Source organism: Olleya sp. Hel_I_94 (assembly GCF_007827365.1).
GTDB lineage: Bacteria > Bacteroidota > Bacteroidia > Flavobacteriales > Flavobacteriaceae > Olleya.
The window spans coordinates 1,842,797-1,861,190 of record NZ_VISI01000002.1; the positions used below are offsets into that span (position 1 = coordinate 1,842,797).

General features: G+C 31.7%; 12 protein-coding genes. 6 read left to right on the forward strand and 6 right to left on the reverse strand.

Going from position 1 to position 18,394, the window contains the following annotated elements; all coding sequences use genetic code 11:
- The first annotated feature begins 81 nt into the window (after positions 1-81).
- Genes JM82_RS11475 through JM82_RS11485 form a run of 3 tightly spaced genes read left to right on the forward strand, consistent with a single transcriptional unit; the run spans position 82 to position 5,896 of the window.
- Positions 82-3,171: a hypothetical protein gene (locus JM82_RS11475; protein ID WP_145003891.1), complete on the forward strand. Its 3,090-nt coding sequence runs from the start codon at positions 82-84 to the stop codon at positions 3,169-3,171.
- On the forward strand, positions 3,171-4,388 hold the full coding sequence (locus tag JM82_RS11480) for a hypothetical protein (RefSeq protein ID WP_145003894.1): 1,218 nt from the start codon (positions 3,171-3,173) through the stop codon (positions 4,386-4,388). The genes JM82_RS11475 and JM82_RS11480 overlap by 1 nt, the downstream gene beginning before the upstream one ends.
- Positions 4,382-5,896, forward strand: a complete 1,515-nt coding sequence (locus tag JM82_RS11485) for a glycoside hydrolase family 2 TIM barrel-domain containing protein (RefSeq protein WP_145003897.1) — start codon at positions 4,382-4,384, stop codon at positions 5,894-5,896. Before JM82_RS11480 ends, JM82_RS11485 begins: the two co-directional genes overlap by 7 nt.
- 145 nt (positions 5,897-6,041) lie before the next feature.
- Here JM82_RS11485 and JM82_RS11490 read toward each other — a convergent pair whose 3' ends face one another.
- The 3 genes from JM82_RS11490 to JM82_RS11500 all read right to left on the reverse strand — a co-directional run bounded on the left by JM82_RS11490 (position 6,042) and on the right by JM82_RS11500 (position 9,152).
- Positions 6,042-7,289, reverse strand: a complete 1,248-nt coding sequence (locus JM82_RS11490; protein ID WP_145003901.1) for a glycosyltransferase — start codon at positions 7,287-7,289, stop codon at positions 6,042-6,044.
- 311 nt (positions 7,290-7,600) lie between these two features.
- Positions 7,601-8,845 carry an oligosaccharide flippase family protein gene (locus JM82_RS11495; protein ID WP_145003904.1) on the reverse strand — a complete coding sequence of 415 codons (1,245 nt, stop codon included), beginning with the start codon at positions 8,843-8,845 and terminating at the stop codon, positions 7,601-7,603.
- Positions 8,846-8,873: 28 nt separating this feature from the next.
- Positions 8,874-9,152 (reverse strand): STAS domain-containing protein, encoded by a 279-nt coding sequence (locus tag JM82_RS11500; RefSeq protein WP_145003907.1) that lies wholly within the window; start codon positions 9,150-9,152, stop codon positions 8,874-8,876.
- A 152-nt stretch (positions 9,153-9,304) separates the two neighbouring features.
- Between JM82_RS11500 and JM82_RS11505 the strand changes: the two genes are divergently transcribed.
- Positions 9,305-11,365 carry a tetratricopeptide repeat protein gene (locus JM82_RS11505; RefSeq protein WP_145003910.1) on the forward strand — a complete coding sequence of 687 codons (2,061 nt, stop codon included), beginning with the start codon at positions 9,305-9,307 and terminating at the stop codon, positions 11,363-11,365.
- 4 nt (positions 11,366-11,369) lie between these two features.
- Here JM82_RS11505 and JM82_RS11510 read toward each other — a convergent pair whose 3' ends face one another.
- Positions 11,370-12,653 carry an APC family permease gene (locus JM82_RS11510; RefSeq protein WP_145003913.1) on the reverse strand — a complete coding sequence of 428 codons (1,284 nt, stop codon included), beginning with the start codon at positions 12,651-12,653 and terminating at the stop codon, positions 11,370-11,372.
- 360 nt (positions 12,654-13,013) lie between these two features.
- Here JM82_RS11510 and JM82_RS11515 point away from each other — a divergent pair, with 360 nt between their 5' ends.
- Positions 13,014-14,528, forward strand: a complete 1,515-nt coding sequence (locus tag JM82_RS11515) for a sensor histidine kinase (RefSeq protein WP_145003916.1) — start codon at positions 13,014-13,016, stop codon at positions 14,526-14,528.
- Entirely contained in the window at positions 14,515-14,925 is a 411-nt protein-coding gene (locus tag JM82_RS11520) for a response regulator (RefSeq protein WP_145003919.1), read from the forward strand. The genes JM82_RS11515 and JM82_RS11520 overlap by 14 nt, the downstream gene beginning before the upstream one ends.
- A gap of 161 nt (positions 14,926-15,086) precedes the next feature.
- On the opposite strand, the gene JM82_RS11525 is transcribed toward JM82_RS11520, so the two are convergent.
- Together JM82_RS11525 and JM82_RS11530 are read right to left on the reverse strand one after the other, a co-directional pair.
- Positions 15,087-17,702 (reverse strand): DUF6923 family protein, encoded by a 2,616-nt coding sequence (locus JM82_RS11525; protein ID WP_145003922.1) that lies wholly within the window; start codon positions 17,700-17,702, stop codon positions 15,087-15,089.
- A gap of 125 nt (positions 17,703-17,827) precedes the next feature.
- Positions 17,828-18,322: a CAP domain-containing protein gene (locus JM82_RS11530; RefSeq protein WP_145003925.1), complete on the reverse strand. Its 495-nt coding sequence runs from the start codon at positions 18,320-18,322 to the stop codon at positions 17,828-17,830.
- Between the last annotated feature and the right edge of the window lie 72 nt (positions 18,323-18,394).

Sequence of the window (18,394 nt, forward strand, 5' to 3'; positions counted from 1 at the left end):
GGTAGATTGCTGTAGATAATTAAAAATGGAAGCACTATTTTATTTATTTATCTTTACCATATATAATAGCGTAAGCTTTAAATGAAGGAAACCTCAAACAAATACTTAATCACAGCTATACTTTTAGCTTTAGCATTTCATGGTAGTGCCATATTTTTTACTTTGGAAACTACTTATGATGCGTTAATTCATTTGTTTTTTGCAGATCATTATGCTAATAGCTGGTTTGAACCTTGGAATTACGAATGGTATACAGGTTTTACCGTACAAAGTTATCCACCTTTAGTACATCAATCCATCGGACTACTCTCCATGATTGGTGGTTTAAAATTTGGAATGTTTAGTGTTGCGTTAATTGCTATTGTGCTGTTTGTGACTGGTACTTATCGTTTCTCTTTAATGATGACCGCTAATAAAACGGTAGCTGGTTATGCTTGTGTACTGGCAGTATTTAGCTCATCGTTTGTGGAGACGCTTCATATTTTTGGACAATTACCCAGTATTGTTGGTGTGTCTGTATTAATGCATGCCTTACCCGAAATTTACTTATGGTTAAAAACAGGTAAAAAATGGTATTTAGCAACCTCCTTATCTTTAATAGCAGTAACGGTAACTTCACATCATGTAACGCCAATTTTTGGAATGATCTTTTTTATCTTCCCTTTAATAGGAATGGTAATTATGGATGTTTCGCGAGAGCAAGTCAGCACCATGAAAGAAGTGACTTTCAAAATATTTTTGAATAGTTTTTTTAAACTTTTTAAACGTATTGTAAGTTTTGGAATGCTATCATTAGTCTTAATCGTTGGATGTATTTTTCCATATTGGCTAAACTCTAAAGCCAATCCAATTACTCAGGTTCCAATTCCGCATGGTTCTCGTGATAATTTCTTAGAAATCACATCCTCAGGATTAGTCTTCTTTTTAATTCCTTGGGGAATCTTACTAATATTATTACCCTATATTTTTTACAGATATTACAGTAAACGCTACTTGTTTTTTGGACTATCAATAACTATTTGTACCATTTTAGGAACTGGAGGAACTACTCCTGTACCACTAAAAATGTTAGGCGAAACTGCTTTTAATATTTTAACCTTAGATAGATTTACACTTTGGGCTTCTATATTATCCATTCCTTTAATGGGTGAATTTGTATATCGTTTTGTTGAAGGTGATTTAAAAGAACTTATTCAGTCTAAATTTGGTGCTGTTTACCATCGTATTATTGGCGGAATACTTGCTGGACTCATGGTATTTATGGTAGTTTTTACTATGAGTTTAAATTATTTTAGACCTTCGCAGCCACAAAAAATTAAGATGTTGCCTATTGTTAATTTTTTAAATCAAGATGACCACGATAAATGGCGTTTTTTAACGCTAGGCTTTGGAGATCAAATGGCTTGGCTAAGCGCGCAAACTAATGCCATGACAGTAGATGGTAATTACCATTCTGCACGTCGATTACCAGAATTAACCACACGACCAATCGAGCGCTTAGAAAACTCAAAATTTAAAGGAGTTGCCGGAATTGGATCTTTACAGCAATTTTTAACAACGCCAGAAAAATACAATCTTAAGTACATATTTTCTAACGATAAGTTTTACGATCCCATACTCTACTTTTGTGGTTGGCAACGTTTACGACAATTAGAAAACGGGATTATGGTATGGGAACGATTAAACATTCCGCCTGTGTCTTCAATTTTACCAAAAGAAGATGTTGCCAAATGGGTTAAAATAATGTGGGGAATTATTCCGTTTTTAACCGTTTTAGTGGCATTTGTTTTAAATATTCAAATGCTTTGGGTTAACGCTTTAAAAACTCGCATAAAACCAGTTACCGAATTTTTAAAATTCCCAACGACCTATAATAAGTTTAATAGAAACGTTTTACGTATCACACACGTTTGGGCATTAATTCTAGCCATAGCTGTGTTTTATGGTATTTATTTGTTTTACTTAAAAAACGATTCGCAACGCAGTCCAGAAAATGCCATTATTGCCTACTATGATGCGTTAGATTTTAAAGAATTTGAAAAAGCACATAGCTTAATAGATCCCGAAAACAACTTGCCAATAGCACAATATATGCTAGAGATATCGGTAACCGATGGGTTGCTAAGTAGCTACGCAAAAATGGATGCTATCGAGACTGAAATAACTAAACATAACGACAGTACAGTATCGGCAAAAGTAACCAGCCAATGGATTACACCTTTAGAAAAAATTGAAAAAGTGGATTACAAATCGCTATCAAAACGTCAAGGCAAATGGTATTTACAACCTGACGATTTAAATAACGACTTACCTCCAGACCAACTCTATTCTGATAACACAACCAAGTATTTTAATCAAGGTCGTAGACGTATTACAACAGAAGCAACACACCATGAAGATATTTTAAAACAGCCTGTTTTGGAGATCGTTTCAGCTAAATTAGTGAAGTATGATGGTAGTTATGCTATTATTGGAGAAGTCCAAAATGTAGACAATGTACCAGCAGATGTTATTTTAAAAGGCACCTTGTATAACGATAACAACAAACAACTAGCAACATACAACGCAAAATACCACGTCAAGCATAAATTAATGCCTAAAGAGTCTAGTAGTTTTAGGATTAATTTTGAAGGTATTGCTTGGTCTAGAACACAAGATTCCATTCCAGACACATTTAATCCAGATGAATTTACTCCAGTTGAGTTTGAAGAGCAACCAACAAAATTTAACTTACAAGCAGCAGGAAATGTTTCGGGATCTGACTTGTACAAAAACGTTGTACTAAGTGCCATTAGCATTAAAGACAGTATTATAAACGGAAACTTATTTAATAGTGGTATCCAAGAGATTACAATACCTCAGCTTTTAGTAACTTACTATGATGAAAACAAAAACATGGTTTGGGTCGATCATTTATTTGTAAAAGAAGGTGTAAGGCAACAACGCAAACAAGATTTTGAATATCAGATTTTAAAGGACGGTAAAGTTAAAATCATAAATAGTGATATGAAAAATATTTTTGTAAATGGTTTACCAAACGATGCTATAGCTGGAAAAGTCGTTCCTAACAGAATTGAAAACCATAGCGATGCCCAATTACAAAAAATTGATCATCCTGATTTTAGTTATATTAAAATAGAAATTAACACCTACATAGGAAGTCCAAATTAATGCCATTTAAACACACATACATATTTGTGATAGGTCTGATTTTATTATCATCGTTTGCTGTTGTACAACAAAGCGAGAAGACTAATCCTATCAAATTAGTAACAACACTAACAAATTATAATGTTGGCAAGCCAATTGTTTTAAAATTTACTACTTCAGAAGGCGAAAAACCATTATTGTATTGTTCAAACAGTTATGGATCTACTTTAGTTTCGGCTATAGCCAAAGATGGTACACTTCAATATATAATTCCGGAAAACATAACCAAAAAAATTGGTGTGGTCAATTGGATAGTATTAGACAAAAATAAATCTGCGTCTGGTCAATTTAATATAAATCCAAAAGCAGAAGTTGCAACCATGGAAACTTATATTGGACCTCCAAGTATTGAGGCTGGAGCAACAGATTACGCCATGCTGGTTGTTATACCTACAGATTCTTTAGACAATCCAGTGCCAACAAACACTAAAGTTGATGCTAAATTTCAATTTTTAGCTTCAGAAGAAAAAGAGGTCATTTTTACAAAAAATTTGATTTCTTATAAAAACATTTATTCTAAAAAAGAAAGTGGACGCATGTTAGTGTCATCAGAAAGTTTAGGAGTTAATTCCAAAGAGTTTACCATTAATGTTTGGGCTGCAATTCCTACAGATTTTAAAATTTCGGCAAAAAGACCACATAATTACGCAGACGGAAATCAGGTTACCACGTTTAACACCACAGTAATTAAAGACAAGCAAGATAATGTGGTTAGCGATGGGACTTTTGTTACCTTTTTTATTACCAACACTAGTGGAAATATTTTAAAAACTACAGGTACAACAATTGAAGGAGTGGCACATGCAAAAATTATTCATCCTGATTTTAAGGATAATTGGAGTATTAAAGCCTATGTTGATGGCATGGCAGAAAGCAATACAATTACTTTAAGTTACCAACGCGTTATTGAAGATTTTGAGGTTGCTTTTGCCAAACAAAATCGCGAAATTTTAGTAGGTCCATTACAAAGTTTTATGAAGCAAATGATTCCGGATGGCTTGCACGTCAAACTTTTAATTTACAAAGACAATGTGCTTATTGACACCATTATAAAAACATCTTTTAATGGGTATGTTACTTTTAATTTAAAGCCTGCTGTTTATCAAAACGACACCTATAGTTTTAGTGTTGAAACTGCTGGAATAAATAAAACATTTAATAACAAAAAACTATGGTAGGTCTTAACAAAAACATACTACGTACCATATTAATAATCTCATATATTATGATTGTAGCCTTAATAATATCTGGTATTAGTGGGCTTTTTAGCTACTTAAACACTGGAGCAGACAGAAGCACAATGCTACATACCGAAATACAAAAAATAGAACAATATGCTCCAAAATTAATTTGGGAACCTTTAAATAACGAAGGCAGACCAATGGATAACGAAAATCTAAATGCACTTCAAAACAACTACTTGGACGCTTGGTATGTTAAACAAATAGCATATCAAACCAATAAAACTGCTGGTATAAAAGATTATTATACTGATAGCGCTAGAGAAAACTTATATGCATTTATCGAATTAAACAAAGCTGAAAACACGACCATTGAAGCCACAACATTAAACCACAAACCCACTTTAGAGTTTTTTAGTGAAGATGGACAGTTGGCTGTTGTTACCGATAGAGATGTTGTAGAATATAAACGTGTTTTTAAAGCTGAAAAACTAGTCCTAGAAACAACAGAAACCTCAACTTATAAAATGGTGTTTTTATTAGAAGATGGTTTTTGGCGTATTAGACATCTTGTTAAAGAAAGTACTAAACCGTACTTACCAGAAATAGCAAAAATTGAAACTGATAGTTTAGTTATTAAAGGAATTAATTATTACCCAAAAGCGACACCATGGAATATGTTTGGTGACGCTTTCGCGAAAGACACAATTGCTAACGACTTTAAAATCATTAAAAATGCTGGCTTAAATTCGGTTAGGATTTTTGTGCAATATGATGACTTTGGAAAAGCTAAGGTTGATCCTAAAAAGTTAGAAAAACTAAAACACACTTTAGATGCTGCAGAAGAGCAAAACCTAAAAGTAGTAGTTACGTTATTTGATTTTTATGGTGATTATTCTGTAATGAATTGGACCTTAAACCAACGTCACGCAGAAACTATAGTGTCCACTTTTAAAGACCACAACGCTATTATTGCTTGGGATATTAAAAACGAACCTAACCTAGATTTTGAATCTAGAGGAAAAGATATGGTTATCGCTTGGTTGGACAATATGATTGACTTGGTAAAATCTATAGACAAGGTACATCCTGTAACTATTGGTTGGTCAAACACCCAAAGTGCACCAATTTTAAAAGATAAGGTAGATATTGTTTCGTTTCATTATTATGAAGGCTTAAGCGAATTGGATGCTGCAATAAAAACCATGCAAAACCAAATACCAAACAAACCATTAGTATTACAAGAGTTTGGAATGTCATCTTACAATGGTTTTTGGAAACCTTTAGGAAGCAATGAAGAAGATCAAGCTAATTACCATAAAAAAATACAAGAGATTATTGCTGCTAATAATTTACAATTTATGTCTTGGACGTTGTATGATTTTGTAGACGTACCAAAAGCTGTTGTAGGTATCAGACCTTGGCGTAGAAATACCCAAAAACATTTTGGGTTTATTGATAAAAATGGTGTAAAAAAGGCATCGTTTAAATATATTACTAACTAGTAGCAGATAGCTGTTTAAATAGTTTTATAAAAGCAAAAATCTCAAATTAAGTAGGTTAATTTGAGATTGTATAAAACTATATTTGCTAAATCAATATGAGATATTTATTTGTTTGGGACAAAAAAGGTATCGTAATTTACTAGTACTATTCTGCTGAAGCTGGCTCTAAAACCACTGCTTTTTGACTCATTTTTCTTAGGGCTTTTTTTGGTGATTTAGTTGCAATGATAGCATCAAAGTTATTAAGGTACATATCTGCAATTTTTTCCATTGGGTAGGCTGTTGCAGCTTCGTAGTTTGCTTTACCTAAAGCTATTCTGTGTGCTTCATTTGTTACTATTGCCTCAATTGCATTTGCTAAACTTTCTACAGAAGTAGGCTCAAAAAATTCACCTCTATAACCTTCATCCTTTACTAATAATGCAAGGTCACCTAAATCTGGCATAACAACAGCTTTACCATAACTTCCTGCTTGGTGTAAAACACCAGAGCTTCCTGTTGTTGACGTGTATGGAAATACAACTACTGCACTTTCTTTAAACAAGGTTGGTACTTCAAATTCTTCAACATATCCTGTAAAACGCACTTGTGGCACATGCTTATAATCTTCTTGCACTTTTGCTAAATAACCTGGTACGTTTGGGTTGTCTGTTCCTGCTATTACAACTTCTAGATCTAATCCAGTTGAAGCTCTTACTTTTTCAACCGCTTCAATCATACCCTCTACTTTTTTGTAAGTTCCAAATTTTCCAAAAGTCATAACTTGTAAAGGTCCTTGTGGCAAATCGTATTCTGGCTTTTCTTCAGAGATTTCAAAAGTTCCGTGCGGAATTAATGTCACATTTTTCACCTTATACTTTTTCTCTAAAATATCAACATATTTTTGCATTGTTACCGCAACTGTATCTGCTTGTAAGATTAGCTTTGTTAAGCTTGTTCCTATAAAACCATAAACTTTTTGCATAATTTTGCTACTTGTAAATCCAGCAGATCCTAAATCTACTTCTTCTAATATATTATGCAATAACACGATATTAGGAATTTTTTTAAGTTTACAAACTAGTGGTAACATTAATCCTAAAGCTGCAGCTATTTTTTTGTCTCCAAACTTCATGAATTGTAAGTTAAATAAAACTGCATCTGGCTTAGTCTTACTGATAGCTTTAGTTACATTTATAATGTTTGTGTAGCTATTAAACGCCCAACACTCTTTAACTGTTATTTTACAACCATCTTCTGTAAAAGCAATGTCTTTTGCGCCTTCTGTTTTATCTGTTAATAAAACAATCTCAGTTACATTTTCTTTTTGTCTAAAGTGCTTTACTAAATGGTAAGCGTACTCATTTAATGTTACTTTACTTGGTGGATATGCTGTTACGATTGCTAGTTTCATTTTTATGTGTTTTAATATGTTGTTTCTTAATTACACTACAAATTTGCGTTATTTAAGACACTAATTAAGACCTCTTTAGACAGATTGCAAGTTACTGTAGACGAATGGTAAAAAGGTGTCGTTTTACCATTTAACGTGTTGACTTTCAAAAGAAAAAAACCAACAAAACTTATACTATTATTTAAACTACTATAATATAACATTAAGATAAACATTTTAATATCCACTTGCAAAATACTTACAACAGAAAAAGCCATGGTTTAAAACCATAGCTTCTTCATTTATAATAGACTAATAAAATAAATTACTTTTTATTTTTTCATTTTAGACTCAAAAACAAAGAAGATCACTTGGATGACCAATAATGATACCATTGCTATTATTTGCATGTGTACGACTTGCTCTAAACTGTCATGAAAAAAGATAACTAATCCCATTTGCAACATTCCGAAGACTCCAGATATTACCACAGGAATATATCTATCTAATGATAAATAGTAGTATGCAAAGATGTTTGATATGGCAAACAAACCAGTTGCTAAAGCATACTTCCATAATAAAGGCGCCATAGTTAGATAACTATCTCCAAATAATATAGTAATTGCAGTTTCTGGAAATAAAGCACAACCAATAACTATTGCAGTTGCAATTGCTGCAATGTAACCAACGTATTTAAATAAAATTGGCGCTGTTGCTTTTCCTTCTTTTTTAAGTTGTACCACTGTTGGTAATGAAAGCATAATAAACATCCATGCTACAAAATATACAATACGACCTATTAAGGCTAGTGATGCATACAATCCTGCGTCGTAAGCGTCAAAGTAATGCTTAACTAATAAGATGTCACTGTTGTTGATTATAATCTGTGTAAACTCGTAAAACGCTGTGATAATAAAAAAGCTTTTTACTTGTTTAGATTGACTTGCTTCTATAGCAATAGTTTTTTTGAAGTTTAAATTTTTAAATTTAAAAGGCACTAATCCAAATCCAAAAGAAATTAAAATTCCGACTGCAATAACAACCGATGATTGTATGTCAAATAAAAAAATTAAAGCTAACGTAATAACCAATCGGCTTAGCATTTCGGCTTGATAGGTAATGGATAAAGACTTGAATTCTTTTTTACCCTGAAACACACCTCTGTTTACACTCATTAAAAAATAAAGTGGTACTCCTACTCCAAAAATGGTAAACATACTAGAAGATGATGTATTAAAAAGAGCTTGTAATTGATTTGCAAACACGATAATTAAAGCACCTAAACCTAATCCTACAATTGTCGCATTTTTGTAAATTTTTGAGATAAAATTTTTAAACGTATCGTTTTCAAAAACTACCGAGAATTTTGCAGTCACTAATTGAAACGTCATGGCTACAAAAGATAGCACTAACAAAAAGGTAATTAACACAGCTGCATCTGCAAATTGTGCTGGACCTAACACACGACCTAAAATAAGATTGTACAAATAGTTTCCTCCATTTACTGCTAATACGCTAAGCATAAATAATTGCTCTGGAGATATTTTTTTTGTTTTTAATATAGATAAAGCTTGCATCTTATTATGGTGTGTTGATTAATACTAATTAGGCTACTTGTGGATATACAAATGCTTCGTAAATTTCTTCACTTCTGTTACCTTCAACAAAAAACATTTTCTGGTTTGCTACACCTTTAACATACATTGCTTTTAAAGTTTGTAATGCACAAGCATCCATATCTGTAACCTTATCAATGTTTAGTGTTACACTTTTAAATGCGTTTAGTATAAAGCCAAAATGTGTTGTAAAATTATTGATGGTTGCAGTGTTTAAGCTTCCTTCTAAAATAATTGTGTTGTCCTGTTGTGTAATTGTTAATGCCATAATTGTTATATTTAAATTGTTATTGTCTGATTTCTGATACAAAGATGCGACGCAAACCTCTGAAGGACTGTTGAATTTCGATGAGTGGACGATTGGTGTAGATGAATGAATGGATATGAATGCCTAACTTGCAATTGATTTAAAACTGAAACATGAAACTCAAATTTTTTACCCTACTTACCTTTTTAATAACTACTGTATTTAGTTATGCTCAAGATATGCAAGAAGGCTTTACATACCTAGAAACAGGGAAGTACGCTAAAGCGGAAACGTTTTTCCAAAACATACTAAAGGAGCATCCTACCAATAAAACCGCTAGACTATGTTATGGTCGTGCAATTGGTTTAAACGGAAAACCAGAAGAAGCCAATACCCTTTTTACAAATCTTTTGGCAGATTACCCAACAGATTTTGAGGTGAAACTAAATTATGGCGAATCCCTATTATGGAATAAAAACTTTCCAAAAGCAAAAACATATTTTAAAACGCTAATAGATGAAGACCCTAAAAGTTTTCCCGCTTTACTAAGTTATGCCAACACATTATCTAATTTAAAAGAATATGAAGACGCGTTACTATATGTAAACAAAGCTTTAAACGTTTTACCTGGCAACCCAAATGCTTTAACCTCTAAAAAATACATGTATTTAGGTTATGCTTATCAAAAACAACAAGCGCAACAATATGATGAAGCTGAAGCTTTATTAAAACAAAACCTGACACTTTTTGATAACGACAAAGACACTTTATTAAACTTAGCAAACTTATATTTAATAGCAAATAGATTAGACGATGCTAAAGCAACCTATGATATTTTAGCTAAAAATCCTGAAAATAAAATCACAGCATTAAATGGTTTAGCATTAGTATCCCACTTAAACGGTAAAGAAAAAGACGCGCTACAATTAAGCCAACAAGCCTATAATAGTTTAGAGGCATCAACAGATGCAACATTAACACAACAAACTACAGAGCGTTATGCGCAAGCCTTAATTTGGAATAAAAAATATAAAACTGCAGATACGCTTATCGCGAAATTAATTGAGTCTAAACCTAACGAAAATTGGGTTTTAGCCTTACGCGCAACACTTAATATTTATAAAAGTGATTTTAAAAAGAGCGTCAAAGATTACGACCAAATTTTGGTAAATGACAGCACGTCTTTTGATGGTAACCTAGGAAACGCAAATGCATTAAAAGCCTTAGGAAAATATGAAGCTGCTTACACATCTGCAGAAAATACCTTGAAGTTTTACGACAATCAAAAAGACGCAACAAACTTTATAAAAAACCTTAATACAACCTTTACACCTTTTTACGAAGGAAAAACATCATACACCTTTGACAATGGAGATAATGAAGCGTTTGCAGTAAACAACAATCTAGAGTTTCCATTTTCTACAAAATTTAAAATATTAGGAAGCTACAATTATAGAAGCACCACTAATGCAGTAACAAATAACGAAGCAACCTCTCACGATTTTAGCGCAGGAATATCCTACCAATTATTACCAAACTTAACCTTTAAAGGAACTGCTGGTTTAACGTCTGCAAAAGCAACCACTAATGACTACACACAATTATTAACAGACTTGTCATTTAATATTAAACCTTTTAAGCTGCAAGATTTAACCGTAGGTTATAAACGCGAATTACAAAGTTTTAATGCCGAGTTATTAGATCGCGAGATTGTACAAAACAACTTTTACGCAAACTACAGTTTAAATACTAATTTTAATCTAGGTTGGTTTACGCAGTACTTTTATACTAGTCAAAGTGATAGCAATGCCAGAAACTTATTATTCACATCTTTATATTATAATATTTTACCCAAACCATCACTTAAAGCAGGTTTAAATTACCAATACATTACGTTTAAAAACCAAGTTCCATCCGTATATTTTTCGCCAGAAACCTTTAATGCTGTAGAGGTGTTTGCAAACCTTATTAAAGATGAAAACATCGCAAAGCCAAAAGAATGGTATTATGAATTAACTGCTGCAACCGGTTTACAATATATTGAAGACGACGAACAGCAAAGCACTTACAGGATACAAGCTAAATTAGGTTATAAATTCTCAGAGCGCTGTATGGCTAACCTTTTTGGTACACGAAGTAACATTGCATCTGCAACTGCTGCTGGTTTTACTTTTAACGAAATTGGATTACGTTTTAAATGGTTATTGTTTGATAAGCCAGTTTTTAGGGATTAGATAATCACTTTTTAAAACCCAACGTTTTATAAACCCATTCCATAACAAAGCAAAATAAGATAATACCTAAAGCCACCATAACACCAGTAACGTTAGTTTGAAATTGTTGGATAATAAGTGTACAAAAAGCCAATAAGCATAAAACGCTTGCTATTAAATGAATGGACTTATTAGATACTAATTCTTGATGTTTTTTAAAACCAATGTAATTAACCAAGCAAAAAATTAATAAAAAACCTGCGCTACCAGCTGTGGATATACTTTCTAAATTGAATAAATTTACCAAGATTATTGATAAGATTGCTGTCACTAAATACCCAATAGGTTTACCCCAAAACATATGACAAAAATAACGTGGTAACTCTTGATCTTCAGCAATATCATAATTTACCCTTCCGCTTCCTAATATGGTAGCATTAATTGCTGAAAAAGTAGAAATCAATGCAGTAATAGTAATTATAGTAAATCCTATTTGCCCCAAAGTAGGTGCTGCTGCTTCTGCTAAAACATAATCTTTGGCACTTGCTATTTTGTCAAAAGGTAAAGATCCTACAGTAACAATTGCAATTAAAATATATAAGACAACTACAAAACCTACTGCTCCAAAATAGGCTTTTTCAGTATTTTTTTCTCGGTTTTTTAAATCTGAAATAGAGTTTGCAATTAGCTCAAAACCTTCATAAGCAACAAAAATTACCATTCCGCCAGATAGCAATAAAAAAGGACTCTCCCAATTACTAGGTTGTAATTGATGTACATTTTCTGAATGTAAAAAAAACCCATAAAACCCAACACCTATAAATACAACTAATATTAACAGCTTGACAATCACTGCAACAGACTCAATACGACCAACTAAACTTACACTTAGATAATTAATAGCTAAGGCCAGTACAATTATTGACGTTTGACAAATACGGACATCTAGATATTTATCACCTGTAACACTAAATAACTCGGAAGCATAAGATCCAAATGCGGAAGCATACAACGCTAACATCACGATATAACTTATCCAAAGCAAATTATTTATTCCGCCAGCAAAAATCCCGCTACAATATTGTTGGTGGACAAATCTAACAGTCCCTCCATTTTCTGGAAATTTTTTAGATAATTTAGCATAGGAATATGCTGTTAATAACGCAATAATACCTGCAAACGAAAAAGCAACAGGTGTACCTCCTTTAGCTAATGACACTGCCAACCCAAGAACTGCAAATATTCCGCCTCCAACCATACCTCCAATTCCTATAGAAATAGCGTCTTTTAAAGTTATTTGTTTACTCATTTACATTTTAATTTAAGTATTAAAGATAATAAATAACAAAAAGATGTTACAAATACTAAGTAGCTAAAGTTTTAAATTCTATTAAAAAAAGCTATGAGATTAATCATTGAACGATTTTATTAATTTATATTGCTTTTAAACAAGAACATTCAACGTTGTTTTAACCAAACTTAATTAATAATCAGATACAATAAAAAGAATAAAAACTAAAAATATTGCTGTGATATGTTATTTTAACTGATAAATATTCCTTTTAACAGATGCTTATTATTATATTTACTTTAAAAAATACTTAGACACTAAAAATCAACAAATTACACTCGATAAGCCCTAACTTATTAGTACTGAACAATTACTTACATGAAAGAACTTTACAATCAGTTATTTCAAAAACATACGACTAAAGACAATATTAGTTACACCTACATGGACTCTTTACAAAGAGACATAGCTATTGGATCTTGGGAAGTTAATCTCCAAACCAATAAAGCTACATGGAGCGCCATGACTAGAACTATCCACGAAGTAGAGCCAGAATACAAACCAAGTTTAGAAGAAGGTATCAACTTTTTTTTAGAAGGTTATGACAGAGAATTAATAAGCATCCTATTTGATCGCGCTATTAAAAATCAAGAACCTTATGATAATGAGGTACAACTAAAAACTGCTAAAAACAATATTAAATGGGTACGTATTGTAGCTTATCCTGTTATAAAAAATAATAAAACTGAAAAAGTTATAGGTGTCATTCAGGATATTACCGAAAAAAACAATACACTTTTAGAACTTAAACTAAAGGAAGAACTAATTAGAACCACGTTTGACAACGCACCTAATGCTATGGCATCAATTAATTTGGATGGTCAAATACTAACATTAAACAATAGCTTTAGCGACTATTTAGGCTACAGCAAGGAAGAGCTTTCCGGCTTCCCTATTAATACGTTATCACATCCAGAAGATGTCGATTTAGTACAACAAAACTCAAAAGACTTAGTCGCAGGTAAAAGCAATAAGTTTCAGTGTGAAATACGATACATTAAAAAAGATAAATCCATAATAAACTGTTTATTGTCTGTTTCTATTTTAAGAGATGAAAACTATAAACCTGTACATTTTATATTTCACCTTATTGATATAACAAAAAGAACAATTGCTAGTAAAAAAGTGGAGTTACTGTTAAAAACCACAAAACAGCAAAATGAAAGGTTACTTAATTTTGCACATATATTATCTCATAACTTAAGATCACATTCTGGAAACATAGAAATGTTATTAGATTTAATGTATACAGAGGTCCCTGAAGCCACAAATAACGAATTTGTTCCATTAATATTAGAAGCTGTAAATAAACTAAGCGAAACCATTGATAACCTAAACGAAGTATCTACCATTAGCGCAGATAATAACGATGATTTGCAACCTTCCAATCTTTTAGATTACACAAAAAAAGCTTTAGCAAACTTTAGCGCAGAAATTAAAGAAACCAAAGCCATAATTAATATAGATATAGAAGAGGATATTTATGTATTAGCAATACCTGCTTATTTGGATAGCATTTTATTTAATTTTATATCCAATGCCCTAAAATACAGACATCAGGATAGGACACCTAAAATAAATTTAAGCGCAGAGCAAACAAAACACTATATTAAAATTGACATTGAAGATAATGGACTTGGCATTGATTTAAATTTACATAAAGATAAAGTTTTTGGCTTATATAAAACCTTTCATAATCACAAAGACGCTAAAGGTTTAGGTTTATATATTACTAAAAACCAAATTGAAGCTATGCAAGGAAAAGTAAAAGTTAAAAGCATTATAAACAAAGGAAGCGTTTTTTCTATATATTTAAAGTATGAAACAAATTGAATCAGCTTGTCTAATTGACGACGACCACATCTTTATTTTTGCTGCTAAAAAAATTTTATTAGCTACAGATATATGTCAAAATTTTACAGTTTATAACAATGGAGCTGATGCTATTTCAGGCTTAACCGAAATTATTAAAACCGGAAAAAACGTTCCTGAATTAATATTACTAGATATTAATATGCCAATAATGGATGGATGGCAATTTTTAGATGAATTTATTAAAATTAAATATCCCAAAAAAGTTACACTATACATCGTTAGTTCTTCAATCGATCCTGTAGATATTAAAAAAGCTAAAGAGTATGAAGCTATTACAGATTTTATAATCAAACCCATTACACGAAAAAACTTGATTAATATGGTGTCTACTGTATCTGCAAACGAGCAAGATTAAAGTTAAACACCTTTTTATTATCAAAGAAAAAATAACAGCAAACTTCTTAAATAAAAAAAGGGCAAAAGATTTCTCTTTTACCCTTAGTGAGTAACCAACTGTATAAAGCTATTATTAGTTATTAGGTTACCACGTATCAATCAACAAACTAAATGAAATTGTTACTTTATTAGCAACTTTAAGGGATTGTAATGTGTTTTAGCACTTGATAATTTACAGATATATAATCCAGAACTTAAATTTTGTCTGCTTAGTGCTATCTGGTTTTTACCAACTTGTGCTTTTATTGTTTTATTATAAACTACTTTACCTAACTGATTGTAAATAACTAACTGTACTGTTTCAGATTGGGTAGTAGTAAAATATAAATTTGATGTATCCACCATTGGATTTGGGTAGGCTGTAATACTATTTTCTAAACTTGTTGTCTCAAAATCATTAACAGATAATGTTGTCCCTCTAGAAAAACGCACATCTTGTAAATTCATTTCTTTAGTCACAGTACTTCCATCTTCACTAACCATAGTAAAAACAATAGTAACAATGTCATTTGCATCTAAACCTAATGATAAGGTAGATGTGAAATCAGCAAACGAAAGTGCGTAGTTTTGAAAATTATCTGTTAAAGCAATAGTGGTCTTGTATTGTTCTTCCCAATTGGTAATACTTTGCTTCACTAATGTAATCTCTAAGTTTCCTGTTCCTTTAGCTTTTAATTTAAGACTATTAAAATCTGTTAAATCAACAGCTTTAAAACGTGGTGTTATCGCTCTGTAAGCTGCAAAATAAGTGCTTGTGGTTGCATTAAGCGTCACATTACGTTCAATTGGAAAATCTAAACTATTAAATGTAGTCGTGTTTTCTGTAACATTATAATTATTGACGTTAGTAGACACCTGAGAGTCATCAAAACCCCAAGGACCATCAGACATAAATAAATCATCAGGAGTATTAATTCCATCTCCAATTCTAAATCCAATATCAAATAAATGTCCTGTTGGTACTGTTATCTCTGTAATGTAATTTTCGTTTAAATCAAGACTGCTAGACGTGTAGTTAAAATCACTAGTTTCAGTAGTTCTAAAACCAGAATCAAAAGCAACAGTGTTAGTCGCATTTGTATTTATTATTTGAAGATCTAAAGCACCATTGTTATATTTTCCTTTTCTAACAAATACAGTTGGAGGCGTTGATAGTTGATATTCCGAAATTGGCTTTACCGTATCCAATAAGTTTAACACCTCTTGAGCTAAATTATATAAATCATCAATTGAGTCTGACCAAATTTGGAAATTATAAAACGTTACATCTGATTGATATAAATCTAAATTCCAATGTGACTCTATTGCAAAATTAGCATCAGCATTGTCTAATTTAGCCGACAAACTTAACACATACTCAAAACTACCATCAGCGTTTTTAATAATTGATTTAATAAACGGTTGATCGTTGATAGCTATGGTTGACACCGAAATTAACTCGGCTCCCAATAATCTATCACAGATATATTTTGTGTGCTCATACACACCATTTTCTGTTTTTAAAGCTAAAATCGAAGCAATTGAAGCACCTCCTTGCATGTAGTCTACTGAGTATACCTCTGTAGCGTTAGTAATATTTAGTAAGTCTAAAGGTGTTGAGTCTATTGCATAATCTTCATTAATAGTTGTTAATGGTATAAAATCTTGTAATTGAAAACTAGTACTTGCTGATCTATAATTAGAATACAAATTACTTGTATCTCTTGTTACACGTTTTGCAGATTTCTGGTCAAATTTATAACTTGATTTTGCTCTATTAAAATTACGTTTATTAATTGCTTCAGACAATCTTCCGTTACTTTCTAAACCACCATCATTAGCTGTAGTTGGAGGTGCAATTACATCACAACTTCCAAATCCAGAACAAGATGGATCTTCACAATCAATTAAACCATCACCATCATCATCAATACCATTATCACAAATTTCTTGTGCTACTGGAGCAGTAGGACAACGTGCACCATCATTACTTGCACTTGAAGGACCAAAAGCAAATAAGTTAGAATCCATCATAGTTGAAGGCGTTACATCCTGTACATTTTGGATAACATATACTGTTCCTGTTTGATTAGCAGACACGTAAAAACGACCATCTGCATCAAAATAAACAGCTCCATAAGTATAATTTAATCCTGACAAAATTGGCACTTCACCTAAAGCCTGAACAGTACTTGTAGTTGGATCAATACGGTATAAAATATTTGTACTTTTTTCTACTGCATATAAATTTCCATCCACTGCATTAAAAGCCCAATCGTGAATACTAATATTTTGAGATAAGTTTTCTGTAGATAAATATTGTGTATATGTAGCTGAGCTTGGATCTAAATCTACTTTAAAATAACTAGTTCCACCTGCTTTAAAATAATAAATTCCGTCTGGACTAATATCTCCAACATATTTATTTCCTGAGGTCAACTCTGGAATAGTAAACGTTGTTGTTTGAAAATCGCTACCAATTCTTACTATTGTTTGAGATGGCGAGCTTAAATAACCCCAAATAAATCCATCAGCTGGGTTGTAAGCTGCTGCATTAATATTACCTGGAGTAATATCCTTAGCTGCTAAAAAAGCATTACCAGAAGCTAAGTCAACAGCATAAACATCATTATACTGAAATAAATACGCACTATAATCACAATTAAAAGGTGTGTCTTGTGCTAGACTAGAAACGCTTATTAATAGTATTGCTAGTGCTGATATTTGATTTTTAATAGAGTGTAATATTTTAGTCATGATGTAGTTGTTTATTATTTACAAGACAAATTTACTTGTAATTCTTGCTGGAAAACTCGTTTTTCGATTGATGCTTTGTAAGTGTAGACGAATGGTAATTAACTGTAGATAAACTAATTTTACGTTTATAGTTTTACAAAAATATTAGTAAAATAGTTTTTACCTTCTGCATCTTGTTTTGTGGATATACCAATGTTTGTTGCTTCTGGGTTTTCTATATTTTCTCTGTGACTTTCGCTATTTAACCAAGCATTAACTAAAGCTTGCGCATTACTAAATCCAAAAGCAACATTCTCTGAAACTGTCTTTGCATTAACCGTTTGTTTTAGGTTTTGAGAACGTAAATAAAAATAGTCATGACTTGGTGTACCTTGAGTAACCATATATTGATTATGATCAATAGCTTCTTTTGAAGCTTCATTTAAAATAGCCAAACTTGATAATCCTTGAGAAATTCTGTAATTATTAATCAACTCTATAATCTCATAATCCAATTGCGTGTATGATACATCTGCGATTGTAGCACTATAGCTTTCAGGTGTATTCACCTCTTCCTCTACAGAACAAGACATTAAAAAAATATTGAATAATACAATTAGGGTTACAGTTAGTTTTTTCATCTTTATTTAGTTATTTGATGACAAAACTAATTTTAAAGCTTGCTGGATTTATAGTTTTTCGATTAGTGCATT